The 25265-nt window shown below is 65.6% G+C and carries 26 protein-coding genes; 24 read left to right on the forward strand and 2 right to left on the reverse strand.

Annotated features, from left to right (window positions below; translation table 11 throughout):
- Window positions 1-861, reverse strand: an 861-nt coding sequence (locus tag K1X74_11570) for an Hsp70 family protein (GenBank protein ID MBX7166960.1), incomplete at its 3' end; no start/stop codon positions are given.
- Between the two features lie 462 nt (window positions 862-1323).
- Between K1X74_11570 and pheA the strand changes: the two genes are divergently transcribed.
- From pheA to K1X74_11620, 10 genes are all read left to right on the forward strand, one after another.
- On the forward strand, window positions 1324-2445 hold the full coding sequence (gene pheA, locus K1X74_11575; GenBank protein MBX7166961.1) for a prephenate dehydratase: 1122 nt from the start codon (window positions 1324-1326) through the stop codon (window positions 2443-2445).
- A 29-nt stretch (window positions 2446-2474) separates the two neighbouring features.
- Window positions 2475-2855: an MmcQ/YjbR family DNA-binding protein gene (locus tag K1X74_11580; protein ID MBX7166962.1), complete on the forward strand. Its 381-nt coding sequence runs from the start codon at window positions 2475-2477 to the stop codon at window positions 2853-2855.
- A 152-nt stretch (window positions 2856-3007) separates the two neighbouring features.
- A complete protein-coding gene (aroF, locus tag K1X74_11585) occupies window positions 3008-4060 on the forward strand; it encodes a 3-deoxy-7-phosphoheptulonate synthase (protein ID MBX7166963.1) in 1053 nt (350 codons plus the stop codon).
- Window positions 4042-4806, forward strand: a complete 765-nt coding sequence (tpiA, locus tag K1X74_11590) for a triose-phosphate isomerase (protein MBX7166964.1) — start codon at window positions 4042-4044, stop codon at window positions 4804-4806. The genes aroF and tpiA overlap by 19 nt, the downstream gene beginning before the upstream one ends.
- A 77-nt stretch (window positions 4807-4883) precedes the next feature.
- Entirely contained in the window at window positions 4884-5387 is a 504-nt protein-coding gene (secG, locus tag K1X74_11595; protein MBX7166965.1) for a preprotein translocase subunit SecG, read from the forward strand.
- A gap of 84 nt (window positions 5388-5471) precedes the next feature.
- Window positions 5472-6344: a YicC family protein gene (locus K1X74_11600; GenBank protein ID MBX7166966.1), complete on the forward strand. Its 873-nt coding sequence runs from the start codon at window positions 5472-5474 to the stop codon at window positions 6342-6344.
- 16 nt (window positions 6345-6360) lie between these two features.
- The gene (gene gmk / locus K1X74_11605) at window positions 6361-6948 is read left to right on the forward strand and encodes a guanylate kinase (GenBank protein ID MBX7166967.1); all 588 of its coding nucleotides are present in this window, start codon (window positions 6361-6363) and stop codon (window positions 6946-6948) included.
- Window positions 6945-7211 (forward strand): DNA-directed RNA polymerase subunit omega, encoded by a 267-nt coding sequence (locus tag K1X74_11610; protein MBX7166968.1) that lies wholly within the window; start codon window positions 6945-6947, stop codon window positions 7209-7211. The genes gmk and K1X74_11610 overlap by 4 nt, the downstream gene beginning before the upstream one ends.
- A 75-nt stretch (window positions 7212-7286) precedes the next feature.
- A complete protein-coding gene (locus K1X74_11615) occupies window positions 7287-7856 on the forward strand; it encodes a phosphopantothenoylcysteine decarboxylase (protein ID MBX7166969.1) in 570 nt (189 codons plus the stop codon).
- On the forward strand, window positions 7828-8526 hold the full coding sequence (locus tag K1X74_11620; protein MBX7166970.1) for a phosphopantothenoylcysteine decarboxylase: 699 nt from the start codon (window positions 7828-7830) through the stop codon (window positions 8524-8526). Before K1X74_11615 ends, K1X74_11620 begins: the two co-directional genes overlap by 29 nt.
- A 19-nt stretch (window positions 8527-8545) precedes the next feature.
- Here the strand turns inward: K1X74_11620 and K1X74_11625 are convergent, their stop codons facing one another.
- Window positions 8546-9862 carry a hypothetical protein gene (locus tag K1X74_11625; protein MBX7166971.1) on the reverse strand — a complete coding sequence of 439 codons (1317 nt, stop codon included), beginning with the start codon at window positions 9860-9862 and terminating at the stop codon, window positions 8546-8548.
- Window positions 9863-10150: 288 nt separating this feature from the next.
- On the opposite strand from K1X74_11625, the gene K1X74_11630 reads away from it, so the two are divergent.
- From K1X74_11630 to K1X74_11695, 14 genes are all read left to right on the forward strand, one after another.
- Window positions 10151-11104, forward strand: coding sequence for a carbohydrate kinase family protein (locus K1X74_11630; protein MBX7166972.1), 954 nt, complete (start codon window positions 10151-10153; stop codon window positions 11102-11104).
- A gap of 142 nt (window positions 11105-11246) precedes the next feature.
- On the forward strand, window positions 11247-12257 hold the full coding sequence (argC, locus tag K1X74_11635; protein MBX7166973.1) for an N-acetyl-gamma-glutamyl-phosphate reductase: 1011 nt from the start codon (window positions 11247-11249) through the stop codon (window positions 12255-12257).
- A gap of 41 nt (window positions 12258-12298) precedes the next feature.
- Entirely contained in the window at window positions 12299-13492 is a 1194-nt protein-coding gene (gene argJ, locus K1X74_11640; protein MBX7166974.1) for a bifunctional glutamate N-acetyltransferase/amino-acid acetyltransferase ArgJ, read from the forward strand.
- A 147-nt stretch (window positions 13493-13639) separates the two neighbouring features.
- Window positions 13640-15802, forward strand: a complete 2163-nt coding sequence (locus K1X74_11645; GenBank protein ID MBX7166975.1) for a tetratricopeptide repeat protein — start codon at window positions 13640-13642, stop codon at window positions 15800-15802.
- A 147-nt stretch (window positions 15803-15949) separates the two neighbouring features.
- Window positions 15950-16291 (forward strand): hypothetical protein, encoded by a 342-nt coding sequence (locus K1X74_11650; protein ID MBX7166976.1) that lies wholly within the window; start codon window positions 15950-15952, stop codon window positions 16289-16291.
- 62 nt (window positions 16292-16353) lie between these two features.
- Window positions 16354-17223, forward strand: a complete 870-nt coding sequence (locus K1X74_11655) for a purine-nucleoside phosphorylase (GenBank protein MBX7166977.1) — start codon at window positions 16354-16356, stop codon at window positions 17221-17223.
- On the forward strand, window positions 17223-20621 hold the full coding sequence (gene ileS / locus K1X74_11660; protein MBX7166978.1) for an isoleucine--tRNA ligase: 3399 nt from the start codon (window positions 17223-17225) through the stop codon (window positions 20619-20621). The genes K1X74_11655 and ileS overlap by 1 nt, the downstream gene beginning before the upstream one ends.
- 41 nt (window positions 20622-20662) lie before the next feature.
- A complete protein-coding gene (purN, locus tag K1X74_11665; protein ID MBX7166979.1) occupies window positions 20663-21292 on the forward strand; it encodes a phosphoribosylglycinamide formyltransferase in 630 nt (209 codons plus the stop codon).
- Window positions 21293-21484: 192 nt separating this feature from the next.
- Window positions 21485-22273, forward strand: coding sequence for a DeoR/GlpR family DNA-binding transcription regulator (locus K1X74_11670; protein ID MBX7166980.1), 789 nt, complete (start codon window positions 21485-21487; stop codon window positions 22271-22273).
- A gap of 40 nt (window positions 22274-22313) precedes the next feature.
- A complete protein-coding gene (locus K1X74_11675; GenBank protein MBX7166981.1) occupies window positions 22314-22973 on the forward strand; it encodes a phosphate propanoyltransferase in 660 nt (219 codons plus the stop codon).
- Between the two features lie 73 nt (window positions 22974-23046).
- Window positions 23047-23346: a BMC domain-containing protein gene (locus K1X74_11680; GenBank protein MBX7166982.1), complete on the forward strand. Its 300-nt coding sequence runs from the start codon at window positions 23047-23049 to the stop codon at window positions 23344-23346.
- A 67-nt stretch (window positions 23347-23413) separates the two neighbouring features.
- Window positions 23414-23683, forward strand: coding sequence for a BMC domain-containing protein (locus K1X74_11685; protein ID MBX7166983.1), 270 nt, complete (start codon window positions 23414-23416; stop codon window positions 23681-23683).
- A gap of 53 nt (window positions 23684-23736) precedes the next feature.
- Window positions 23737-24921 (forward strand): acetate/propionate family kinase, encoded by a 1185-nt coding sequence (locus tag K1X74_11690; GenBank protein ID MBX7166984.1) that lies wholly within the window; start codon window positions 23737-23739, stop codon window positions 24919-24921.
- 3 nt (window positions 24922-24924) lie between these two features.
- A complete protein-coding gene (locus K1X74_11695; protein ID MBX7166985.1) occupies window positions 24925-25236 on the forward strand; it encodes a EutN/CcmL family microcompartment protein in 312 nt (103 codons plus the stop codon).
- Window positions 25237-25265 lie beyond the last annotated feature (29 nt).

Consider the following 25265-nt stretch of genomic DNA (forward strand, 5'->3'; position numbering starts at 1 on the left):
GCTCGCGTCGGCCGTGATGAACGGCAGATTGATGTCGGTCGTGGCCGACGAACTGAGTTCTTTCTTGGCCTTTTCGCAGGCTTCCTGCAGGCGTTGCAGGGCCATCGTGTCCTTGCGCAGGTCGATACCTTGCTCGCGCTGGAACTCGTCGGCCACATAGTTGATCAGGGCCTGGTCGAAGTCGTCGCCGCCCAGGTGCGTGTCGCCGTTGGTGCTGATCACCCGGAACACACCCTCGGCAACCTCGAGCACCGAGACGTCGAACGTCCCGCCGCCGAGGTCGAAGACCACGATTTTTTCCGCTTCCTTCTTGTCGAGGCCATAGGCCAGGGCCGCTGCGGTGGGCTCGTTGATGATCCGCACCACTTCGAGGCCGGCGATCTGCCCGGCGTCTTTGGTTGCCTGGCGCTGGGCATCGTTGAAGTAGGCCGGGACCGTGATCACGGCCTTGTTCACCTTGTGGCCCAGGTACGACTCGGCCGATTCCTTGAGCTTCTGCAGCACCTTGGCCGAGACTTCAGGCGGCGTGAATTGCTTGTCGCCGATCCCGACTTTCACGTACTCCTGCGGCCCGCCGGTGATCGTGTAGGGGACGATCTTCTCTTCGGCTTCGACCTCGGCGTGCCGCCGGCCCATGAAGCGCTTGATCGACGAAACGGTGCGCCGCGGGTTGGTCACCGCCTGCCGACGCGCAGGCTCACCGACGAGCGTTTCGCCCTTGTCGGTGAACGCCACGACGCTGGGGGTCAACCGATTGCCCTCGGCATTGGGGATCACCTTGGCGTCTTTTCCTTCCATCACGGACACCACCGAGTTGGTTGTGCCGAGATCGATCCCGATGATCTTTTCGCCTTGAGCCATGGAGGAGGTTCCTTTCTCGATGTGTCGCCTTTACTCGCGATGGAGGGCTACATCTGGCAAGTGCTGTGCCGCACATGCCTCGGGTTCTCTGGCGTGTCGCAAGTAGCTGTTATGAAGAGGGTTACGGTTGCTGTTTCAATCTTGTTGGCGGGCCAGGCGGAATCGCTTGCCGTAGCGGCTGCCATATTGACACACCGCCAAGGCGAGAGCGATTGCTGCTGTCAAATTGGCAGTAACACGGGGAACCCGGAAATCCCTATCAAGAGCCGCCTCGCTGGCGAGTAATGCTCACTTCTCGCCGGTGGGTCAATCACCTCGCTGGCCGTGCGCTCGCCTTCGAGCCGTCCGCTCCTTGACACCCCCTAGCGACAAAACTACAAGGGGACTCGCTTCTTCTTCCGGCAGCCGCATTCTGGCTGCCGCGCTTTTTTCCGGGGGGCCCGACAGGGCGAGCCGATCTCCATGGGCAAGGGCAAAACGTCCGTCAAGCCGGCTCGCACGGTTCCACGTTCGCCCGACCTCACCCGGTTGCGCAACGAAATCGACCGGATTGATTGCAAGTTGATCGAGCTGATGAACGAGCGCGCCGAACTGGCGCTGCAGGTTGGCAAGATCAAGGAGCAACAGGGCCAGCCCATCTACGCACCCAACCGCGAGGAGGAAGTCCTCAATCGCGTCGTGGCGATGAACCAGGGCCCTTTGACCGAGTGTTGCATTCGCGCCGTGTTCCGCGAGCTGATCAGTGGAGCGCGGGCCCTGGAATCACATCTCAAGGTGGCGTTTCTCGGGCCGAACTACAGCTACAGCCACCTGGCCGCGCTCGATCGCTTCGGTCAGTCCGCCGAGCTGATTCCGGTGGCGAGCATTGCGGCGGTCTTCGAAGAGGTCAATCGCGGCCATGCCCATTACGGGCTCGTGCCGCTCGAAAACTCGACCGACGGCCGCATCGCCGACACGCTCGAAATGTTCTCGCGCGCCCCGGTGCGCATCTGCGGCGAGGTGCAGTTGCGCGTGCATCACCACCTGTTGGGCCGCTGCGCACGCACAGAGATTCAAGAGGTCTACAGCAAGCCACAGGCCTTGTCTCAGTGCCGCAACTGGCTCGCCCGCCATTTGCCACAAGCCCGGACCGTCGAGGTGACCAGCACGACAACCGCCGCGCAATTGGCCCAGGAGAAACCGTACGCGGCGGCCATCGCCAGCCGCCAGGCGGCCTCGCACTATGGGCTGGAGATCATCTCCGAGAACATCGAAGACCACGCGACGAACATGACCCGGTTCGCAGTCATCGGCGATCATCCGAGCGAGCGGTCGGGCCGCGACAAAGTGGCCGTACTGTTCGAAATCGAGCACCGGCCGGGGGCGCTGGCCGACGCAATGAGCATTTTCAAGCGCAACCGGCTGAACATGACGTGGATCGAGTCGTTCCCGATTCCCGATCAACGCGGGGCCTACATGTTCTTCGTCGAATTCGACGGTTTCGTGCGCGATGCGAAGGTGAAGCGGGCCCTGGCTTCGCTCCAGCAGCGCACCCGGCGATTCGAGTTTCTCGGATGTTTTCCTGCCGCCGAGCCGGTCGGCTGACGCACCGCAGGCGGCGCACGGTAGCGGCCATGCCTCCTCGCCCAATCACTCGCTTGCGCAAGATTTGCCTGGCCCTCCCCGAGGCCCACGAGGTCGAAGCTTGGGGCGCCCCGACGTTTCGCTTGCGCAACAAGATGTTCGCAATCTTCGCCAGCCGCACGAAGCATGCCGGCCGCGGGCGCGACGGCGTCTGGCTCAAGGCATCGCCGGGCGAACAGGGGCGGATGGTCGCGGCGGCGCCCAATCAGTTCTTTGTGCCGCCCTACATGGGGCCGAGCGGTTGGGTGGGGATCTGGCTCGACGGCGTGGTCGATTGGGAGACCGTCGCCGAGCTCGCGCGCGAGGCCTACCTGCTCATCGCCCCCAAGCGGCTGGTCGAGTCGTTGCCGCCGCGATTCCATCGCGACTGACTCAGTGAGGGCTGGTTTTCGTCCCCCGAGGGCGCCCACCGCTGCCGCGCAGCGCCGACTCGTGTTACACTGTGTAGTCTGGCTTCGGCCGCACTTGCCAGCGAGGAGAGTGCGGCCGAGCCCATTTGGTCCCTGGGCGGTCGAGGTGCGCCGTGATAATTGTTCTGCAGCCGGGCGTCAGCGAACAGCAAATTCAGCACGTCATCGAGCGGATCGAAGCGCTCGGCCTGAAGGCTCACCTGAGCCGGGGTACGTTTCGCACGATCGTAGGCTTGATCGGCGACGAGTCGCTGATTCAATCGGGCCAGTTGCAATCGATCGCGGGCGTGGCCGAAGTCATTCCCATCCTGCCGCCCTACAAGCTCGCGAGCCTGGAAGCTCATCCGCAGCCCAGCATTGTCAACGTGGCGGGCGTGAAAGTCGGCGGAGGCTATCTGGCCATGATCGCGGGTCCCTGCGCGATCGAAAGCTTTGAACGTCTCGACGCGATTGCCCGCTCGGTGCGCGAGGCCGGCGCGAACATTCTCCGCGGCGGGGCCTTCAAGCCGCGCACGAGCCCCTATGCGTTTCAGGGCCTGGCCGAAGATGGCTTGAAGATTCTCCGCGACGTCGGCGACAAGTACGGCATGCCCGTGGTCACCGAGGTGATGGACCCCCGTCGCGTGGAACTCGTCGACCAGTACACCGACATGATTCAGATCGGTGCGCGGAACATGCAGAATTTCACGCTGCTGACCGAAGTGGGCCACACGCGCAAGCCGGTGCTGCTGAAGCGCGGCATGAGCGCCACGATCGAAGACCTGTTGATGAGCGCCGAATATGTCCTCTCGCAGGGCAACCCGGGCGTGGTGTTGTGCGAGCGCGGCATCAAGAGCTTCGACAACATCACCCGGAACCTGTTCGACGTCGCCGCGGTACCGGCGTGCAAGCAGCGTTCGCACCTGCCGATCATCGTCGATCCGAGCCATGCCACGGGACGCCCGGCGTTGATTCCGCCTTGTGCTCTGGCCGGCGTGGCCGCTGGCGCCGACGGCGTGCACATCGAAGTCCACAACTGTCCGGAAGAAGCCATGAGCGACGGGCCGCAGGCCCTGTTGCCGGAACAATACGCGGAAGTTGCCCGGCAAATTCGCGCCGTCGCCGAAGTGCTGGGCAAACGGATCAGTCCCTTGGCAGAGGAGGCCGCATGCGCCGCCCGTTCGTAGCCGGTAACTGGAAGATGAATCTCGATCGGGCCAAGGCCGTGAGCCTGGCCCGGGCAGTCGCGACGGGAGCCGGGCGCCGGGCCGACGTCGAATTGGCGGTCTGCCCACCGCACGTGTATTTATGCGCGGTCGGCGAGGTCGTGGCCGGTTCGCCGGTGGCGCTGGGTGCTCAGAACATGTACCACGAGCCCTCCGGCGCCTTCACAGGCGAGACGAGCGCCGCGATGCTGCTCGACGTCGGGTGTCGGTATGTGATCCTGGGCCACAGCGAGCGGCGGCACCTGATGGGGGAGACCGACGCCGCCATCAATCGCAAGCTGCAGGCGGCGCTCGCCGCGGGGCTGACGCCGATCTTGTGCGTCGGCGAGCTGCTCAACGAGCGCGAGGCCGGGCGGACGGCGGACGTGATCCGTACCCAGTGCGAGGGGTCGCTTGCCGGCGTCGATGGCGAGCAAATGGGCAAGATCGTGATCGCATACGAGCCCGTCTGGGCCATCGGCACGGGGCGCAACGCGACGCCCGAGCAGGCGCAGGAAGTTCATGCCGACCTTCGCAAGTTGTTGGCAGCCCGCTACAATGCGGCCGTCGCCGGGGGGGTTCGCATCCTCTACGGCGGCAGCGTGAAGGCCGCGAACGCGGCTGCCTTGCTGGGTCAGGCCGACGTCGACGGGGCCTTGGTCGGCGGGGCCAGTCTGCAAGCGGAAGAGTTCTTGGCCATCGCCGCTGGCGCGCCTCAGGCCGTATAGCGCGACGGAATCCCATCGCTTCAACCTGCGAGCCGATCGTGGCTAACGATCGCTCCGCGATTGTGAGTTAGTTTGCCATGCTCCAAGCCCTGTGCATGATTCTGCTGCTGTTAGTCTCCGTATTCATGATCCTGCTGGTGCTGGTCCAGCGGGGTCGCGGCGGGGGGTTGGCCGGCGCCTTCGGCGGCATGGGGGGGCAAAGCGCCTTTGGCGCCAAGACGGGTGATCGCCTGATGTGGATTACCATCATTGTCGTAGGCGTGTGGATCGCGCTGTGCATCGCTTCGATCAAGGTGTTGAACCAGGACGACTCGCCGCTCAAGGTCGACTTGGGCAATGCGCCCGTCGGCGCGGGCGCCGCAGGAGGCCCCCCAGCAGGCGGCGCTCCGGCAAGCGGTGCTCCAGCAGCAGGTGGCGCCCCGGCCGCGGGCGGTGCCGCTCCAACAGGCGAGGCCCCGGCAACTCCGCCGGTGGAGCCTCCGGTGCAGACCACACCCCCGGGTGACGCCGGGCCCCCGGGCGACGCCGGCGCTCCGGACAGCTCGGCACCCGCATCGACGCCCCCGCCCACCACCCCGTAGCCGCACGGCCGCCGCGGCGCCTGCTCGTGGCGGCATCGAGGGGCTCCTGTTTTCCTCCCGAGGGTCACGCCCGTGCTGTTTAGCATGACCGGCTTCGGCGAGGCACGCCGGCAAGAGAATCAGGTGAACGTCACCTGCGAAGTCCGCGCCATCAACAGCCGGTACTTCAAGATCACGGTCAAGTCGGCCGAAGGCTACGCCGTGCTCGAGCCGGAGATCGAAAGCGTGATCCGGCAGCGCGTGCGGCGAGGAACGATCCAGGTCAGTCTCTGGATCGAACACCAGCGCTCGGTCGAAGACTACCGCATCAACGAAGCCGTGCTCGAGGGTTATCGCCGCCAACTCGAATCGCTGGGCACGCGGTGGCACTTGCCGGAAACGATCGGGCTCGATCGATTGCTCTTACTGCCGGGCGTGATCGTCGACGCGCCGGCCGGGTTCAAGGATGCGACCGACGATTGGCCTGTGATTCGCGCCGCGCTCGAAGAAGCGATGGACAAGCTGGCCCGGATGCGCCGCGAAGAAGGCAAGGCCATGGCCGCCGACCTGCGGGCCAACGCCGCGGCGGTCTTGCGCGAATTGCAAGCCATCGAGGGCCGAGCCCCGCAGGTGGTCGATCAGTATCGCGAGCGGATGCTCGATCGCGTCAACAAGCTGCTCGCCGAGTTCAACGTCACGCTCAATCCCAGCGATCTGATCAAGGAAGTCGGCATCTATTCCGAGCGCAGCGACGTCTCGGAGGAAATCGTCCGGCTGAAAAGCCACCTCGATCAGTTCGAAACGACGCTCGAACTGGACGAAGGCTCGGGCCGGAAGCTGGAATTCCTCGTGCAAGAGATGATGCGCGAGACAAACACGATCGGCTCGAAGAGCAACGATGTCGAGATCGCCCGTGGCGTGATCGAGATCAAGGCGGCGATCGAAAAGATCCGTGAGATGGTCCAGAACGTCGAGTGAGTGCGGCGGAAGGCGCATGGCGAACGGTGCAGCAGGTCGCTTGATCGTGGTTTCCGGTCCCTCGGGTGCCGGCAAGTCGACACTGCTGAAGCGTGTCCTGGCCTCGACCACGCGTCCGCTGGTCAGCTCGATTTCGGCCACGACGCGGCCCCCCCGACCCGGCGAGGTCGATGGACGCGATTACTACTTTCTCACGTCCGAGGAATTTGCCCGCCGCCGCGACGCGGGAGAATTCCTCGAATGTTTCGAGGTTTACGGCCGTGGGCATTGGTATGGCACGTTGCGCAGCGAGGTGACCACTGGTCTTGCAGCGGGGAAATGGGTAGTCTTAGAGATTGACGTCCAAGGGACCGAGGCGATCCGCCGTCAGTTTCCGGCCGCCGTAACGATCTTCGTGCGGCCGAAGTCGTTTGCCGAACTGGAGAAACGGCTGCGCGACCGGGCCACCGAAAGCGAAGCGGCCCTGGCTCGACGCCTGGAGGTCGGCCGCCGAGAGCTGGCTGCTGCCGACACCTACGACTATCAGGTGATCAACGAAGACTTGGATCGGGCCGTTGCCGATCTGTGTCAGATCTTGAACCAACTCGGAGCTGAGAGCACATGATTCCCGAACTGCTCGAAGAGGAAATCGTCAACAAAGTGGGCGGCCGATTCAAGCTGGCCACGTTGATGCAAAAGCGGATGGTCCAGCTCAACGCCGGCGCCCGTCCGCTGGTCAACATGGACTCGCCGGACAAGCTGCAAGTGGTCGTCCGTGAGATCATGGAAGACAAGATCTATCTCGACGAGTCGGCCGAGGTGCGGATCACGGGCGAGGCGACCGAGCAAGGCGGCGGTCCGCCCGAGCTGGATCTCTCGGCCCTGTAGACCCAAGGCCCCATCGCTCGAGAAGCCGTCCCTCCGAATCGCTGACGATCACGCCCTTCGAGCTGCGGCGGTGCCATGTCTGCTACGAAGTCTCCCGCCGGGCGCGAGCTGATCGTCGGGGTAACCGGGGGCATTGCCGCGTATAAGGCTGCGGCGCTGGTCAGTCAACTCGTTCAGCACGGCGACCAGGTGACGGTTGTCATGACGGCCGCCGCCGAGCGGTTTGTCGGCGCTGCCACCTTTGCCGCGCTGACCGGCCGGCCGGTGGCTCGCGAAGATTTCGACGCCGTTCAGTTCCCGCTCGGCACGCACATTGCGCTAGCCGAGCGTGGCGAGCTATTGTGCGTCGCTCCGGCGACGGCCGATCTTCTCGCCAAGGCTGCGACGGGCCGGGCCGACGATCTGCTTAGTACGCTCGTGCTGGCCTTTGGCGGTCCCATCCTGCTGGCCCCGGCGATGAATTCGACCATGTGGGACAAGCCGGCCGTCCAGAGGAACGTGGCCCAGTTGCGCGAGGACGGTTTCCAGATTATCGATCCCGAGGAGGGGTGGCTGAGCTGCCGGCGCAAGGGTGTCGGCCGGATGGCCGCGCCCGAGCGCATCGTCGCCGCGATTCATGCCGAGTTGGGCCGCAAGTCGAACTAGCTCGACGGAGAACCGTGCCGTGGCGCACATCCTCATCACCTCCGGTCCGACGCGGCAGTACATCGACCCGGTTCGCTATCTGACGAACGCCTCGAGCGGGCGCATGGGCAAGGCGCTGGCCGAGGCCGCGCTGGCCCAAGGTCATCGCGTGACGATCGTCAGCGGTCCGGTCGAAGTGCACTACCCGGCCGAGGCCCAGGTGGTCCCCGTCATTTCGACCGAAGACATGCTCGAAGCGTGCCGGCCCATTTTTGCCGAATGCGACGGGCTGATCGGCGTCGCGGCTCCGTGCGACTACCGTCCAATCCGGGTGTCGCCCGGTAAGATTGCCAAGACAGGCGATCCGCTGGTCCTGAACTTGATCGAGACGTCCGACGTCGTGGCGACGCTGGGTGCCACAAAAACCCGCCAATGGCTCGTCGGCTTTGCCCTGGAGACCGAGGATCATCGATTGCGGGCGCTCGCCAAGCTGCAAAAGAAGAGCTGCGATCTGGTCGTGCTCAACGGACCCGACGCAATGAACTCGGCCGAGAACTCGGTCGAAATTATCGACCCGGCCGGTGCGGTGCTGTCGGCCTTCAGCGGCCCGAAAGAGGACGTCGCCCGGCAGATTTTCGACGTCATTCAAGCGCGGCTCATCGCTCAGCCCGTCCGTCGCTCAGCGCCCTGACAACGAGGGGGCAGGGCGTCTATTCCGGCCGCCCCGCGGGGAGCGGCACGTCGCGAAAGCAGATTTCCAGGCTCCGCTGCGAACGAATTCGCGGGTAGGTCAATCGCAACCTTACGGGTTGGCTGTCCTCGGCCGGAGTGCCGAAGGTGATCTTGAGACGCGCGGCGCCATCGACCAGCGCATTGGTCTGCCCGTGAATGCGAAAAGCCCGGCCTGTTGCATCGAGCAACTCGACCTCATTTTCCTGCAGCAAGACGTCGGCCGGTTCGGGCACCACGAGGTCGCGCAGCACCGTGAGGGTGGCATCCCAGCGGCCGCCGGGCTTGGATTCGAGCGCCGCGACGTCGAGCACCAGTCCGTCGCGCCGATGCGTCGAGGGCCGGTCAAGCTGCGAGATTTCGATCGTCTCGTGATCACCCACGGCGATCACGTCCCAAAGCAGGCAAAGCTCATCGAGACGACCGGTCACCGTGGCCGGCGGGTGCAGGCGCAGATCGAGCGACAGCTTTCGATTCGCGCTGCCGGCCACGTTCCAGCCACCGCTGGTGGGTTGCGGGGCCGACGGAAACGCCCGATCGCCGACACGGATTTCGGCAACTTCGGGAGGCGACCGATAGGCAACCAGCTGCAGCCGATCTTCCCACATGATCTGCACGTTGATCTGAAAGGTGTGCGTCGTCTCGGTACGCAGCGTCTCGTAGTCGAGATCTTCCATGAATACTCGGCGGGCACTGGAAATCTGGGCCCGTACTGGGCCGGCATAGGCGACGGGGTTCTTGCCGGGCATCCCGGCGACGACGACCAGGCCCGGCCGCGAGGTGTCGTAATGTGGGCGCACGTGGTTGCCCGTTTGCGCACAGATCTGGTCGAGCGCCACCCAAAAAGTCGTCGCGCCTGCGGCGAGGTCCACGGGCTTGTCGTGGAACGAGCTGTATTGGTCGCCCAACAGCAGTTCGTTGCCGCTGCTCGCGCTCAGCCGCTTGAGCACCTGCGAGGCGGGCTCGGCGGCCGCCGATGCTTCCAGCGGCATGGCCGACCAGAGCTCGTGAACCTTAAGATCGCGCAAAATCTCCTTCGCGCGCAGGCGGACTTCGAGGTCGGGCGATTGCGCGGCCTGCTCGATCGCGACACGCGCCGCGGCGCCCGCGGCGAGCAGTTCGTCGCGCGCGGTGGCACGGTTCTGGAACGAAGGGTCGCCGAGCCGTTCGACGAGCCGGGCCACACGTAGACCCTCGGCGGGAGCTGGAACGTCTTGAGCCAGCCCCAGGGGCGTGAGTGCCGCGGCGATGGCTGCCTGGCAGCAGCATCCGAGCCATGCGCGTGGGCAATGCGCCATGACCTGCTCTCCATCGCCGCGCCGGGTGCGGCTGCGCGGCGGGGGTGGAAATTCCGCCGTTCGGCCAGTAGAACCGGGGGCCTGCGCGGTCCGGAACTGCCGGCAAAATGGTCGCGGCGGGGCCTGTTGCACAGGGAACGACGCCCAGCGCAGCGGGCCAGGCGGCGGACGTTACGCTCCGGGTCGACAGCGAGTCAATGCCAATTCGACGCACTACGTCGACTGATATCACCGTGGTGCCAGCGAAGGGCATAGCGCCGCGAACCGCGGCGAGTGGGAGCAATCACCGTGGCACATGACTGCCTGAGCGTCGGCATCCTCGTGGCCGATCATCTCTGCACGCCGATTCCGGAGCTGCCCGCGCCGGGGCAACTCGTGCTGGCCGACGCCTTGCCCCTGGATATCGGCGGCTGCGCGGCGAACACGGCCATCGACCTGGCCCGCGTAGGGGTCGAAGTCGGCATCGTCGGCTGCGTCGGCCAGGACATCATGGGCACCTTCATGCTCGACAAGCTCTACGCCTGCGGGGTCGACATCGAAAGCGTGCACCGCGTGGCCGAACGCCATACTTCGGCGACCTTGATCATCAACGTCGCCGGCGAGGATCGGCGGTTCATTCACACGTTGGGCGCCAATGCCGTCCTGCGCGCGTCCGACATTCCCATGCATCGCGTCCAGCGGACGAAGGTGCTCTACGTCGGCGGTTACCTGCTGATGTCGGCGCTCGACCCGTATGAATTGGCCGACGTGTTTCGCGCGGCCCGCGCCGCGGGAGTGCGAACTGTGCTCGACGTCGTACTCCCCGACCATCATGACGCCTGGCCGCTGCTGGAGCCGGTGCTGCCGCAGACCGACGTGTTTCTGCCGAACGAGGATGAGGCAGTGGCCCTGACCAAGCTGAGCGACCCGCTAGCACAGGCCGAACGGTTTGTGGCCGCCGGGGCGCGCACCGCGGTCATCACCTGTGGCGGTCGAGGCACCTATCTGGTCAACGACCAGGTGCGGTTGCGCGCGGGGGTGTATCCCACCGAATTTGTCGGTGGTACGGGCGCCGGCGACGCTTTCGATGCCGGCTATATCGTCGGTCTGCTCCGTGGCGGCGATCCGCAGCTTTGCCTGCAATGGGGTAGCGCCTTGGGGGCCAGCTGCGTGCGCGCCGTCAGTGCGACGCAAAGCGTCTTTACCCGGGCCGACGCCGAAGCGTTTGTCGCCGCGCACAAGCTGGTGATCGATCGCCTGTGACGTTCGCGCCGCCGCCGCGCGAACACTTCGCCGCGCGCCGGCGTCATTTGCCTGCCGGACGTGCGCGGTATACTCCCTGGCTTTCGGCTGGGGGGCAACGGCCGGCCTGGTTTCTGGTCCTACCGCAGCGGGAGTCGAGTCGATGACGCGGGTCGCAATCCTGGGAGCAACGGGCTACACCGCCCTCGAGCTGATCAAGCTCCTCCTGCGCCATCCCCAGGCCCGGCTCACCACGGTCACCAGCCGGCAAGATGGCAACCCGCCCCTGGCGATGGTGCATCCATCGCTCACGGGCCGCGTCGACCTGAATTGCGAGGACCTGGGGCCCGTGGCGGTGGCTGCCCGCGCCGATTGCGTGTTTGCCTGCCTGCCGCATGGCACCACGGCCGAGATCGTGCCGCATCTGCTTCAAGCCGGCGCGCGGGTGATTGATCTGAGTGCCGATTACCGGCTCGACAGTCCGGAAAGTTACGCGCAATGGTACGGCGAACCGCATCGCGACCCCCAGCGGCTGGGCCAGGTCGTCTACGGGCTGCCGGAGCTGTTTCGCGAAGCGATCCGCGAGGCGCCGCTCGTCGCCAACCCCGGCTGCTATCCGACCAGCGCGATTCTGCCGTTGGCGCCCTTGCTGAAGCATCGTTTGATCGATCCGCGCGACATCATAGTCGACTCGAAAAGTGGTGTCTCCGGTGCCGGGCGAACGCCGAAACTGACCACGCACTTTCCCGAATGCAACGAGAGCGTTTCGGCGTACAACGTTGGCCGGCATCGGCACACGCCCGAGATCGAGCAAGTGTTGGGACGGTTCACGGGGACGGCCCCCAGCGTGATTTTCACGCCGCATTTGATCCCCATGGATCGCGGCATTTTAACGACGACCTACAGTCGGCCGCTGAAACCCCTGGGCGAGAACGAGCTGCTGGCGGTCCTGGGCGATTTCTACGCCAATGAGCCGTTCGTCAAGGTCGTGAACCACCTGCCGGGCACGAAGGACACGGTGGGCACGAACTACGTGCACATCACCGGGCGCGTGGTGCGCGACCGCATCGTGACGATTAGTTGCGAGGACAACATGATCAAAGGGGCTTCCGGCGCGGCACTGCAGAATTTCAACTTGATGTACGGATATCCTGAAACCACGGCGCTGCTCTAACGGGAACTACGCCGCCAAGGCACACGGTCGGAGAGGCAACGATGTCGACGCGCATTCCTCGGGGCTTCAAATTGTCGGGCGTTCATTGCGGGCTGAAGCGCTCGGCGGCCAAGCAGGACTTGGCGCTGGTCGTCACGGATCGGCCCGCCGTTTCGGCTGGCGTTTATACCCAGAACCGCATCTGCGCCGCACCCGTGCGGTTCGATCGGCAGCGGACCCCGAATGACGTGACCCGGGTGATCGTGATCAACTCGGGCAATGCCAACGCCGCCACGGGTGATCGTGGCGATCGCGACGCGGCCGAAATGGCACGTCTGGCCGCAGCGGCCGTCGGCGCCCCGGCCGAGGCCGCGCTCGTGCTGTCCACGGGCATCATCGGCGAGTTTCTGCCGATGGAGAAGATCGCCGGGGGGATCCACGCCGCGGCCGCCCAGCTCGGCGACAACGATGACGACCTGGTCGCGGCAGCGCGAGGCATGCTGACAACCGACACCCGGCACAAGCTGGCCGGCCGCACCCTCCGGATTGCCGGCAGCGAAGTTTCGATCACCGGCATGGCCAAGGGCGCCGCGATGATCGGTCCCCGGATGGCCACGATGCTGGGGGTCGTGATGACCGATGCGCGATTGACCCCGGCCGATGCTCAGACGCTGTTGGGCGCCGTGGTCGAAGATACGTTCAATTGCATCAGCGTCGATGGCCACATGAGCACCAACGACACCGTGCTGTTGGTTGCCAGCGGCGCGGCCCAGACGCAGCCGTTGGCGGGTGATGATCGGGCAGCGTTTCATCGGGCCTTGCACGAGGTGTGCAGCGAGTTGGCCCGGTCGATTCCGGCCGACGGCGAGGGGGCCACGCACCTGGTCACGATCGACGTGCAAGGCTGCCGCGACCGCGAAGCGGCCTACACCTTTGCCAAGGTCGTCGCCGAAAGCCCTCTGGTGAAGACGGCCATTGCCGGGGCCGATCCGAATTGGGGCCGGATCGTTTCGGCCGCGGGCTACGCCGGCGTTCCGTTCGATCCCCGCGGCGTGTCCTTGCGCGTGAACGGATTACTGCTGTTCGAGCAAGGGGCTCCGGTCGAATTCGATCGGCAGGCCGTCAGCACCTCGATCCGCGAAAACCGCGATACCCACATCGACCTGAGGTTCAGCGAAGGTACGGCGCGGATTCGCTTCTGGACCACCGATTTGACTGCCGAATACGTGCGGTTGAACGCCGATTATCACACCTGAAGCCCCTTCGCGGCGCCGCCGCGCGGCACGCGGGCGGTGATAGCACGCGACAAAAGCGGCCTTGGTCGCCCTTCCGGTCTGTCGATAGACTTCGCCGCCTTGGGGGTCGCAGTCTGCTCGCATCACGGTGTCGGCCAAGGAGGGTCCATGTCCAGCGCGCCTGGTCCGAAGTCTGCACGTCGACTTTCGGTCGCGATCGTGGCCCGCGATGAGGCTGCGGTCTTGCCCGTCACGCTGGCCAGTCTGCAGTCGATCGCCGATGAGATCGTGCTGCTCGATACGGGCTCGCGCGACGCGACCCGGCAGATTGCCCGCGAATTCCGCGCGCGGGTCATCGATCACGTCTGGACCGACGACTTTTCCGCAGCTCGCAACCGGCTTTGGTCCGAACTGACCGGCGATTGGGTGCTCTGGGTTGACGCCGGCGAACGTCTCGATACCGAGTCGCAGACGTTGCTGCGCCAGTTCGTCGACGAGCGGGCCGAGGCCACACGGGCCTACCTGGTGCTGATCGAGGTTCCGCCTGCCGGCGCGCAGGGCTATGCCGAACAGCGCGGCTGCTTGAGGCTGGTGCCGCGTATCGCCGGCCTGCGGTTTCAGGGTCGCGTTCGCGAAAGCCTGCGCGAGGCGGCCGGCGCCGAGGGGCTGCAAATCCAGCTCGCCCCGGTGCGCCTGACGCGCGATCGCCGCGATGCGCTGGAAGAGATCCGCCGCCAGCGGGCCCGTCGCAATCTGACCTTGGCCGAAATGGACCAGGCCGCGTGCGGACCTCAACCGCGACTGCTGCTGACCCTGGCCGATGCGCACTCCACGCTGGGTATGGCCGCCCTGGCAACGCAGTACTACCGCGAAGCGCTCGATCGCTCGCCTGCCGATTCAACCGAGTTGCTCGAGGCGTACTACGGCCTGCTGACCACCTACGATGCTCAAAGTGAGGCCAGTCAGGAGCAGATCGACTTGTGTCTCCAGGCGCTCGAACAGTTCCCGCTCGACGCACAACTGCTATGCGCCATGGCCGGCTACTTGCAGATTCAAGGCCGGCTGGATCTGGCAGAACGCGCCTATGCGCTGGCCTGGCGCAATGGTCAGACCGATCCCGAAACGTGGCACGTGCGCGACATCAACGTCGCCGCGGCGACTTGCCTGGCGCTGGTGCAGCAACTGCAAGGGCACGACGACGCGGCGCGCCAGACGCTCGAAGAAGTGCTGGGTACTGCGCCGCACGTCGCGGCGGCCCGGCGGCAACTGATCGACCTGCACATCAAGTATGGCCGCACCACCGAAGCGCTGGGCGAGCTGGATCGCTTGCCGGGAATCACGGGCAGCCGCGAGAATTTGCGTTCGGCGGTGCGCGGCGCGTGCCAGTTGGCCACCGCGAACTGGATTCCTGCGATTGCATATCTGCAAACCGCATATTCGGCCGGATGTCGCGACTCGATCTGCCTGCGGTGGCTGAGCGTGGCGCTGATCTCGAACGGCTGTCGCGACGAGGCGCTGCCCGTGGTTCGCGAGTGGCTCGCGGCTGAACCGCAAAACGCCGAAGCCAATCGCTACCTGGCCGACTTGACGGCGCCGGCCAGCGACACGGGAGCCACCCACGCCGAGAGCGCGATCGCGGCCGCACCGAGCGACGAGCAGTGGTCCACCTCGACGGTCGCGTTACCTCCGGCGACGTCCTCCGTGCAACCCACGCAGGTCTCTGTCGACGCGACGTTGTCTGAAGAATTGCCGCAAGCGCAGGGTGCCGCCGGTCGACTCGCCGTGGCTCGGGCGCTGACCGAGGCGGGCAATCCGGCCGCGGCCGAAGAAATGTATCGCGAGCAACTGCGGAAGGATCCCCAGGCGGCCCAGATCAAGCAAGCCTTGGGTGAATTGCTGCTGGCCAGCCAACGAATTCAAGAGGGGCTCGAGCTGACCGCGCACCTGGTGCGCGGCCCCGAGGCCGAGCCGCGGTATGCCGAATTCGCCGCGGGGGTTCGCGAGTTCCGTGTTGGACGGTACGAGGCCGCGCTCGAGGCCTTTGCACGGGCCCAGGCAGCCGGTTACGACGCCCCGCTGGTCCGCCAATTCGAGGCCCACGCCCTGGTGCGTCTACGGCGCTGGATGGCGGCCGAACCGATCCTGCGCGAATTGCTGCTGCGGCAGCCAGCCAATGCAACCGGCCACGAGCTGCTGGCCCAGGTGCTGGCTTCCACCGGGAGGCACCGCGAGGCGGACTTCGTGATCGAGCAGTTGCGCGGGATCGAAGGCCTGACGACGGGCCCCCATTTCTCGCTCGCCGGGGCGAATCCTCCCGCTGTACCGCAGTAGCTGGCGAGCCCGGGGCGCGGCTGGCGTCGCTCGGAGCGGCCGAGCCCGCTTGACACACCGGCGGTGATGCGAAGAATCGCACTGGGCCGGACCTCCGATTGCGGGGTAACCGAGCCCACCCGACGCATCCCCGACTAGGATTTTGCCGTGCTGCTGACCGCTCTGTTTCCGTTGCGAGGTCTGAGTGCCGTGCCGCCCGTCGGTGCGCGTCCGATGTTGCGCCCCCTGGCGCCGGCGGTGCCCGTGGCCGCCAGCGATGACGACGACGATCTGGACGATGACGTCGAGGGAGATTCCGTCGACGAAGAAGACGAAGAGGAAGAGGACTTCGACGACGACGACTTCGACGACGACTTCGACGACGATTTCGAAGAAGAGCTCGATCAGGAATTCATGGAGACCTTCGACGACGAGCCCGAGCCCGCGGCCGACACTGGTGGCGGCGACGATGGCGAGATCGACGAGGAATTCGAAGACGACGACATGTAGCCTGCGATACGATTTCGCGGCTGACCGTTGATCGCCGACCCAGGCGCCAGGAACAGCGTTTCATGCTCGAGCTAGCCGGCAAGATTGCCGAAACCACCGCGGCGATTCGCCGGCAATGGAGCCCGCAGGTCCGCGTCGGCATCATTCTGGGCACCGGACTCGGCGGCCTGGCGGCCGATATCGAGCCAGAGGCGACCTTCGACTTCGCCGCGTTGCCGCATTTCCCCCGCTCGACCTCGATCGGCCATGCGGGGCGGCTGATCTGCGGTCAGCTCTGCGGCCATGCGGTCGTGGCGATGGAGGGCCGTTTTCACGCTTACGAGGGCTACACGCACCAGCAGCTCACGTTCCCGGTGCGGGTCATGAAGGCCCTCGGCGCCGAGTTGTTGATCGTTTCCAACGCTGGCGGCGGCATGAACCCGCAATACGCGCTCGGCGACATCATGGTCATCGAGGACCATATCAACCTGATGGGTGGGAACCCGCTGATCGGGATCAACGACGATCGGCTCGGTCCGCGGTTCCCCGATATGATCCACCCCTACGACCCGGCGCTGATCGGCCAGGCGCTGGAAATTGCCCGTCAGGAGAACTTTGCCGCGCACCGCGGTGTCTACGTGGCGGTGACCGGGCCCAACCTGGAGACCCGGGCCGAATATCGTTTCTTGCGTTTCATCGGTGCTGACGTGGTGGGCATGTCGACCGTGCCGGAAGTCATCGTGGCCGTGCACGCTGGCCTGCGCGTCTTGGGGCTGTCGATCGTGACCGACATGTGCCTGCCCGACGCCCTGCGGCCGGTCGATATCCATGAGATCCTGGCCACGGCGGCCACGGCCGAGCCGAAACTCCGCAAGCTGGTCCGAGGAACGCTCACGCGCCTGCCCGCGGCACGCGACTCCCGCGTCGCGGACAGTTCGCCCGAGGATGGTTGATGTTCGACCCGCCGGTTACCAACGTAAGATTTCCCGAGCTCGAGGCGCTCGTTCGGGAATTCTGGCGCGAGCGCGGCATCTACGAAAAATCGCTCGCCCGCCGGGCGGATGCCCCACGGTTCGTCTTCTACGAGGGTCCGCCGACGGCCAACGGCCTGCCGCACCCGGGGCACTGCCTTACCCGCGCGATCAAGGACATTTTTCCGCGCTATCGCACGATGCGCGGCATGCGCTGCGAACGCAAGGCCGGCTGGGACACGCACGGCCTGCCCGTCGAAGTCGAGGTCTGCAAAGAGCTGGGGATCCACTCGAAGGAAGAGATCGAGGCCTTCGGCGTCGAGCCGTTTATCCATCGCTGCCTGGAAAGCGTCTTTCGCTACACGCAGCAGTGGGAAAGGCTCACCGAACGGCTCGGCTTCTGGATCCATCTCGACGAGGCCTACGTTACCTATCACCAGAGCTACGTCGAAAGCGTCTGGTGGGCGCTCAAGCGGTTGTTCGACGCCGGGCAACTCTACCGCGGTCACAAGATCGTCTGGTGGTGGGCCCAAGGCGGCACCGCGCTCAGCTCGGGCGAAGTGGGGCAGGGCTACCGCGAGGTTGCCGACCCCAGTGTGTTCGTCCGCTTTCCGCTGCTCGAATCCGAAGGCGGCGTGCCGACTTCGCTCGTGGTCTGGACCACGACGCCGTGGACGCTGCCCAGCAACCAGTTCGCCGCCGTGCACTCGACGGTGGAGTACGCGGTGTGCGAGGTCGAAGGCGGGGGGGAGAGATTGATCGTCGCGGCGGCGCTGGCCGATGCGTTGGCCGCGAAGTTCGGACTCAACTGGACGGTGCTCAAGACCATGCCCGGCGCCGCGCTGGTGGGCCGGCGCTATCGGCCGCCGTTTGACTACTACTGGCGCGGCCTGGGCGAGCGCCGTGGAAAACTGCTTGACGGCGGCAGCGAACACGTCGCCTGGCGCGTCGTGGCGGCCGAGTTCGTCACGCTCGACAGCGGTACAGGTGTCGTCCATCAGGCGCCGGCCTTCGGCGAGGTCGACTTCGACGTCCTGCAGGCCGAGGCGGCGCGGTTTGCGGCCGGCCAGGGCCCCCAGCTGATCTGCGCCGTCGGTCCCGACGGCCGATTCACGGCCGAAGCGCCCGACTATCAGGGTCGCTGGGTGAAGGAGGCCGACAAGGATATTTCCCGCGAGTTGAAGCGCCGCGGCCTGCTCGTGCATCAAGAGCAGTATCTGCACGACTACCCGTTCTGCTGGCGGGCCGAAGAGGATCCGTTGATCCAATATCCGCGGCAAAGCTGGTTCATACGCACGACGCGGTTTCGCGACGAGATGTTGGCCAACAACGCCCGCATCAACTGGCTCCCGGAGCACATTCGCGACGGCCGTTTTGGCAATTTTCTCGAGACGAATGTCGATTGGGCGCTCTCGCGCGAGCGCTACTGGGGCACGCCGCTGCCCATCTGGGTCTGCGAAGAGTCCGGCTACATGGAGGCCGTGGCCAGCTATGCCGAGTTGCTGGCCAAGCCGGGCGTCGACGGGACGCAGATGTGGGCCGCCGCCAAGCGCGAGCGTCCCGACCTTTCCGAGCATCTCAAGGTGCACAAGCCGTATCTCGACGCGATCACTTACGATTCGCCCCGGGCCAAGGGCGCCCGCATGCGGCGCGTGTCCGAGGTGATCGATTGCTGGTTCGACAGCGGCGCGATGCCGTTCGCGCAATGGGGCTTTCCGCACGCCGGACGCGAGCAATTTGCCGGCCAGTTTCCGGCGGACTTCATCAGCGAGGCGATCGACCAGACGCGCGGTTGGTTCTACAGCCAACTGGCGATCAGCACGATGCTCTTCGGCCGCGAAGGCGTCGCCCGCGATGTGCTGCCTGGCAACGAGGCGGCCGAGTATCCGCACCCGTTTCGCAACTGCATCGTGCTGGGGCTGATGCTGGGCGAAGACGGCCAGAAGATGTCGAAGAGCAAGCGGAACTACCGCGAGCCCGACGAGATCTTCGACCGCTACGGGGCCGATGCGCTGCGCTGGTATTTCTTCTCGAACCAGGCCCCTTGGACATCGATCCGCTACAACGAGCAGTCGATTCGCGACAGCGTGCCGGAGACGTTGCTGCGGCTGTGGAATACCTACACGTTCTTCGCCATCTATGCCCGGATCAACGGCTTCGATCCGGCGAAGTCGATCGTGGCCCGCGCGGCCGGCCAGCTCGATCCGAGCGTGCTCGAAACCGCGCCCGACTATTGCCCGATCGCCAAGCGCGGCGAGCTCGATCGCTGGATCATGAGCGAGCTGCACCGCACGGTGCAGGTGGTCGTCGAGCGGATGGACGCGTACGACAATTTTGCCGCGGCCAACGAGATCAAGAGTTTTCTCGATGCGCTCAGCAACTGGTACGTCCGCCGCAGCCGCCAGCGCTTCTGGTCCGACGCGGCCGACGCCGATCAGAGCGACGCGCATTGGACCTTGTACGAATGCCTGTTGACGCTGGCTCGACTGCTGGCTCCGTTCACGCCGTTCGTCGCCGAAGAGCTGTGGCAGCGTTTGGCGGTCCGGCCGTTCGGCGAGCGCGTGCTCGAAAGCGTGCACTTGTGCGATTACCCCGTGCCGATTGCGCACGCGATTGACGACGCGCTGTCCGAAGAGATGCGCGTGGTGCGCGAGATCGTCTCGCAAGGCCGCAGTGCCCGCACGGTCGCCCGGCTCAAGGTCCGCCAGCCGCTGGCCGGTGTCGAAATCGTGCTGAGCCAGCCGGAGCATCGCGCCTGGCTCGAGTCGCACGTCCCGTTGATCCGCGAGGAGCTCAACGTACGCGAGGTCGAGTTTCCCGCGTCGGCCGACAACTACATCGACTACACGGTGCTGCCCGACCTCAAGCGGTTGGGTCCGCGCTTGGGCAAGCAGCTGCCGGCGCTCAAGCAGACGCTCGCGAAGACCGATGCGGCGGCGCTGCTGGCGTCGTTACAGCGCGACGGTGCCGTGCGACTCGACCTGCCCGGCGGCTCGGTCACGCTCGATCGCGACGACCTGCAGGTGCGGTTGCAGGCCAAGGCCGGCTGGGCCGCGGCCGACGGCGGCGCGGCAGTCGTCGTCTTGGCCACCGAGTTGACGCCTGAACTGATCGAAGAAGGCCTGGCCCGCGAGATCGTCCATGCGTTGCAGACTCGCCGCAAGGAACTCGAATGCGATTATGTGGACCGGATCGCCGTCGGCGTCGCGACCGCCAGCCTGGAACTGCGCCAGGCCTGCACCAGGCACCGTGAGTACATCATGCAGGAATCGTTGGCCAAGCAGTTCGTCGAAACGCCGTTGGACGGCGCCGAGGCGAAACCGCTCGAGATCGACGGCCATTCGTTGACGCTTTATGTCCGCAATCTGGGCCGCGGCTGATGAAGCCGCCGAGGCGGCCAGCGACGGCGAGCAGGTCACTCATGCAGCGATCGCCCTTACGCTTGGCTGTGCTGATCTCGGGTGGAGGCACCACGCTGCGCAACCTGCTGGCCGAGATTGCCGCAGGACGTCTCGACGCTTCGGTCGAGACAGTCGTTTCGAGCAATCCGCAGGCCGGCGGATTGCAAATCGCGGCCAGCGCCGGCATGCCTGCCCACGTCGTCGAGCGCCGCAGTTTTTCCGGGGTCGCCGAGTTCAGCGCGGCGATCTTCGATCGCTGCCGCGCAGCCCAAGTCGATCTCGTGGTGATGGGCGGGTTCTTGAAGCTGGTGGAGATCCCGGCCGACTATCGCGGTCGCGTGATGAACATCCATCCAGCGCTGATCCCGGCGTTCTGCGGGCCGGGCTTCTATGGGCACTACGTGCACGAAGCTGTGCTGGCCTACGGCGCGAAGCTGAGCGGCTGCACGGTGCATTTCGTCGACGACCAGTACGATCACGGCCCCATCATCCTGCAGCAGGCCGTCCCGGTGCTCGATAACGACACCCCGGCGTCGCTCGCCGCCCGGGTCTTCGAGGCCGAATGCGCAGCCTATCCGGAAGCCTTGCGCCTTTACGCGGCGGGCCGTCTGCGGCTCGAAGGCCGTAAAGTGCGCATCTTGGCTGTTTAGCCTGACCGATACGGTTCGGGTGTCTTTGCGCAAAGCCTATTCTGCCAAGGCCTTGCGATCGATTGTGGAAGAAAGTGACGCTACATAACCACTCGTGCGCACAGAAATGGCAGATTTATTTCAAAAATCTGATTGAACACAGCCATTCTGCGGCGATAATCGGCAGAAGTTGATCAGGATAAGTTGCGCAGGATGGTGCCAACCGTGGTCTTGGCGGAAGAACGAAGAAGCCGGCTCTTGGAATTGGTGCGCACGCGAGGCTTTGCCTCGCTGCCGGAATTGGCCGAAGTGTTGCAGGTTTCCGAGTCGACCATCCGCCGCGACCTCGATTACCTCGAGGAGTCCGGGGCTGCGAAGCGAACCCACGGCGGTGTGTTCTACGCCGGCAGCTCGCCCAAGCTCCCGCATTTCGAGGAGCGCCAGCCGGCAGAGTGGGACAAGAAGCAACGCATCGCCCAAGCGGCTGTGCGGCTGATCGCCGATGGCGACACGGTGCTGCTCGACGGCGGCACGACAACCTACGAGGTGGCCCGGCTGCTGGTCGGCCGGCCGCTGCAAGTGGTGACCAACAGCCTCCCCGTGGCCAACCTGTTCGCCGCCAATGCGACCACCGACCTGGTGCTCGTCGGCGGATACGTCTACCCGCGCACCGGCGTGACGCTGGGGCCGTATGCGAACGACATGCTGAGCCATGTCGGCGTGCGGCGGACCGTGCTGAGCGTCGCGGGCATCACCGAGCGCGGCTACTACAACAGCAACCTGCTCCTGGTCGAAACCGAACGCGCGATGCTGCGGGCCGCGGACGAAATCATCGTCGTGGCCGACAGCACGAAATTCGGGCGCCAAAGCCTGGCCCACCTGTGCGAGCTCAGTGCCGTCACGCGCCTGGTTGTGGACAACGAGATCACCGAGGACTGGCGCAGCCGCCTGCTGGCCGCGGGCGTGCAAGTCGTCGTGGCCGGTTCCACGGATAACGCCTAACCAACCCCACCGAGCGCAGCGAGCGATGAGCACCGCCACGATGAATTTCCCGTCACTCGACCGCAACGTGGTCGAGCGCATCGTCCGCGAAATCGTCCTGCGCGGGCAAGGCACTGCGCCGCGTTCCAAGCTCGTCGTCAGCGTGTCGGCGCGACACGTGCATTTGACCGACGAGCACGTCGAAATCTTGTTTGGCCCCGGCCGTACGCTCACGCCAATGAAGCCGCTCTACCAGGACGGCTTCTACGCGGCGGAAGAGACCGTGATGGTGGTGGGCCCTCGCCGGCGGATGCTGCCCAGCGTGCGCATCCTCGGCCCGACGCGGCCGGCCAGTCAGGTCGAGCTGGCCTTCACCGACGGCATCTCCTTGGGCATCGATCTGCCGACGCGCGCCAGCGGCAAGATCGAAGGCACCCCGGGCTGCGTGCTCGTGGGGCCCGCGGGAGTCGTCGAATTGAAACAAGGCGTGATTCGCGCCGAGCGGCACGTGCATATGAGCCTGGCCGACGCCGAGCAATACGGCGTGAAAAACGGCGACCGGATGAGTTTGCGGATCGAGTCGTCGTGCGCCGTGGTGCTGCGAGATCTGCTCGTCAGGGCTGACGCCGCGAGCAAGCTGGAAGTGCATCTCGACACCGACGAAGGCAACGCGGCCGATCTCGACCACGCCACCTCGGTCGAGTTGATCCCACAGGACTGATCGATGTTCGTAGCGACACCCGCGGTGGTGTCTTGATCGTGTTCGTTCCCGTTTCGTTTCCGGAGTATTCGTTATGGCAAAGTCGATGGAAGCGCTGGGCATGATCGAGGCCAAGGGGTTCATCACCTTGGTCGAGGCCAGCGACGCAATGATGAAGGCGGCCAACGTCGAGTTTCTCGGCTGGACCAAGATCGGTAGCGGCCTGGTGACCGCGTTCGTGACCGGCGACGTCGCCGCAGTTAAAGCGGCCACCGATGCCGGCGCAGCGGCCGGCGGCCGGATCGGCGAGATCGTCGCGGTGCAGGTGATTCCGCGCCCGCACGAAGACCTGAACGTCGTGCTGCCACTGACGGCCAAGTCGTCGGGCGACTGACGCCTCGCGGCCTGCCGAACCCGACCCCTCTCCTGATCATTTTCGCTCTCAAGCAAAGGCAAATTCGATGGATAACGCGATTGGATTGGTGGAAACCAAGGGCCTCGTGGCTCTGATCGAGGCGACCGACGTGATGGCCAAGGCCGCCAACGTGCAGATCGTCAAGCAAGTGCAGATCGGCGGCGCGTATGTGACCACGATCGTGCGCGGCGACGTCGGCAGCGTGCGTGCGGCAGTCGAAGCGGGTGCCGCCACCGCGGCCCAGATCGGCGACCTGATCGCCAGCCACGTCATTCCGCGCCCCTCGGCCGGTCTGGTGCAGGCTTATATCGGCTAAACGGAGTTGTCGCGGCCCTCGCGGGCTGTGCCCTTTCCCCGGAGTGGGAAGCGATGAAAGTCCTGGTTGCCAATCTCGGTTCGACGAGCTTCAAGTACCGGCTCTTCGACATGGCCGACGAGCGCCAGCTTGCGCGCGGCGGAACCGAACGCATCGGTGCCGCCGAAAGCAAGTCGTTCGTCGACATCGGCGGCCACCGCGAGGAAGCGGTGGGGCCGGTGCCTGATCATGCCGTGGCGGTCCGCCGCTGCTTGGAGCAGTTGACCGATCCGCGGCACGGCTGCCTGCGCGATCCGGGCGAAGTGGCCGCGATCGGCTTCAAGGCCGTGCACGGCGGGCGATTCAGCGGCGTGCAGCGCGTGACGCCCGAGGTGCTGGCCGCGATGGAGGCGATGGCGACGGTCGCGCCGGCGCACAATCCGCCGTACGTCCGGGCCATGCGGATTCTCAGCGAGCGGCTGCCGGAGATGCCGCTCGTCGCGGCTTTCGAGACGGGCTTTCATCAGACCATTCCCGCGGCCAATCGCTACTACGCGATTCCCTGGGAGTGGGCCGATGCGTTCCAGGTGCAGCGGTGGGGCTTTCATGGTGCCAGCCACCGCTACATCGCCACGCGGATGGCCGAACTGCTCGGGCGCAGCGATGCGCGGATCGTGTCGTGCCATTTGGGAGGTTCGGCGTCGCTGTGCGCGATTCGGGGCGGGCAGAGCCAGGCCAACAGCCTGGGCATGAGCCCGCAGACCGGGTTGCCGCACAACAACCGCGTGGGCGATTTCGACGTGTTCGCCTTGCCGGTGCTGCTGGAGCGGACCGGCAAGCGTCTGGATGAGCTGCTGGTCGAGCTGGCCGAGCACAGCGGGCTGCTGGGCTTGAGCGGCACGAGCGGCGACGTTCGCGACCTCGAAGCCGCGGCCGCCCAGGGCGACACGCGGGCTCAAGTCGCGCTCGACGTGTTCATGGGCTCGGTTCGGCATTACCTGGGCGCCTATCTCGTCGAGCTGGGCGGCGCCGACGCGATCGTGTTCACCGGGGGCATCGGTGAAAACGGCATCAACGTCCGCCGCCAGGTGTGCCGGAACCTGGCCGAACTGGGCATCGTGCTCGACGAGGCCAAGAACGAGACGGCGCGCGGCGAGGCACGGATCGATGCCGCCGAGAGCCGCGCGCAAATCTGGGTCGTGCCCACCAATGAAGAGTTGGTCGTGGCCCGGCAGGTCAAGGAACTCTTGCAAGGCTAAAGCATGTTCGTCGCCAAAGTCACCGGACACGTCGTCGCCACGCAAAAGGTCGCGGCGATGGTCGGCCAGAAACTGTTGACGGTCGAGCCCTATCGCGTCGACGAACAAAACCGCGCCGCGCTGAAAGCGACAGGTCGGACGTTCGTGGCGGTCGATACGGTCGGCGCCGGCACGGGGGATTACGTGCTGATTGTCCAGGGCTCGAGTGCCCGCATGACTCCCGAAACAAAACCCTTGCCCGTCGACGCGGCCATTATCGGCATCGTCGACACGGTGCACGTCGCCAGCGACTGCGTCTATCGTCGCGGCGATTGAGGGCCGCACGTCCCGCACCTGACATCCTC

The sequence above is a fragment of the Pirellulales bacterium genome (assembly GCA_019694435.1).
GTDB lineage: Bacteria > Planctomycetota > Planctomycetia > Pirellulales > JAEUIK01 > JAIBBZ01.

Bases quoted from the DNA above. Each gene is read 5' to 3' on its own strand.
- pheA (MBX7166961.1), top strand. From the start codon at position 1,324: ATGGGCAAGGGCAAAACGTCCGTCAAGCCGGCTCGCACGGTTCCACGT.
- K1X74_11580 (MBX7166962.1), top strand. From the start codon at position 2,475: ATGCCTCCTCGCCCAATCACTCGCTTGCGCAAGATTTGCCTGGCCCTC.
- tpiA (MBX7166964.1), top strand. From the start codon at position 4,042: ATGCGCCGCCCGTTCGTAGCCGGTAACTGGAAGATGAATCTCGATCGG.
- secG (MBX7166965.1), top strand. From the start codon at position 4,884: ATGCTCCAAGCCCTGTGCATGATTCTGCTGCTGTTAGTCTCCGTATTC.
- K1X74_11600 (MBX7166966.1), top strand. From the start codon at position 5,472: ATGACCGGCTTCGGCGAGGCACGCCGGCAAGAGAATCAGGTGAACGTC.
- gmk (MBX7166967.1), top strand. From the start codon at position 6,361: ATGGCGAACGGTGCAGCAGGTCGCTTGATCGTGGTTTCCGGTCCCTCG.
- K1X74_11610 (MBX7166968.1), top strand. From the start codon at position 6,945: ATGATTCCCGAACTGCTCGAAGAGGAAATCGTCAACAAAGTGGGCGGC.
- K1X74_11615 (MBX7166969.1), top strand. From the start codon at position 7,287: ATGTCTGCTACGAAGTCTCCCGCCGGGCGCGAGCTGATCGTCGGGGTA.
- K1X74_11620 (MBX7166970.1), top strand. From the start codon at position 7,828: ATGCCGAGTTGGGCCGCAAGTCGAACTAGCTCGACGGAGAACCGTGCC.
- K1X74_11625 (MBX7166971.1), bottom strand. From the start codon at position 9,862: ATGGCGCATTGCCCACGCGCATGGCTCGGATGCTGCTGCCAGGCAGCC.
- argC (MBX7166973.1), top strand. From the start codon at position 11,247: ATGACGCGGGTCGCAATCCTGGGAGCAACGGGCTACACCGCCCTCGAG.
- argJ (MBX7166974.1), top strand. From the start codon at position 12,299: ATGTCGACGCGCATTCCTCGGGGCTTCAAATTGTCGGGCGTTCATTGC.
- K1X74_11645 (MBX7166975.1), top strand. From the start codon at position 13,640: ATGTCCAGCGCGCCTGGTCCGAAGTCTGCACGTCGACTTTCGGTCGCG.
- K1X74_11655 (MBX7166977.1), top strand. From the start codon at position 16,354: ATGCTCGAGCTAGCCGGCAAGATTGCCGAAACCACCGCGGCGATTCGC.
- ileS (MBX7166978.1), top strand. From the start codon at position 17,223: ATGTTCGACCCGCCGGTTACCAACGTAAGATTTCCCGAGCTCGAGGCG.
- purN (MBX7166979.1), top strand. From the start codon at position 20,663: ATGCAGCGATCGCCCTTACGCTTGGCTGTGCTGATCTCGGGTGGAGGC.
- K1X74_11670 (MBX7166980.1), top strand. From the start codon at position 21,485: ATGGTGCCAACCGTGGTCTTGGCGGAAGAACGAAGAAGCCGGCTCTTG.
- K1X74_11675 (MBX7166981.1), top strand. From the start codon at position 22,314: ATGAATTTCCCGTCACTCGACCGCAACGTGGTCGAGCGCATCGTCCGC.
- K1X74_11680 (MBX7166982.1), top strand. From the start codon at position 23,047: ATGGCAAAGTCGATGGAAGCGCTGGGCATGATCGAGGCCAAGGGGTTC.
- K1X74_11685 (MBX7166983.1), top strand. From the start codon at position 23,414: ATGGATAACGCGATTGGATTGGTGGAAACCAAGGGCCTCGTGGCTCTG.
- K1X74_11690 (MBX7166984.1), top strand. From the start codon at position 23,737: ATGAAAGTCCTGGTTGCCAATCTCGGTTCGACGAGCTTCAAGTACCGG.
- K1X74_11695 (MBX7166985.1), top strand. From the start codon at position 24,925: ATGTTCGTCGCCAAAGTCACCGGACACGTCGTCGCCACGCAAAAGGTC.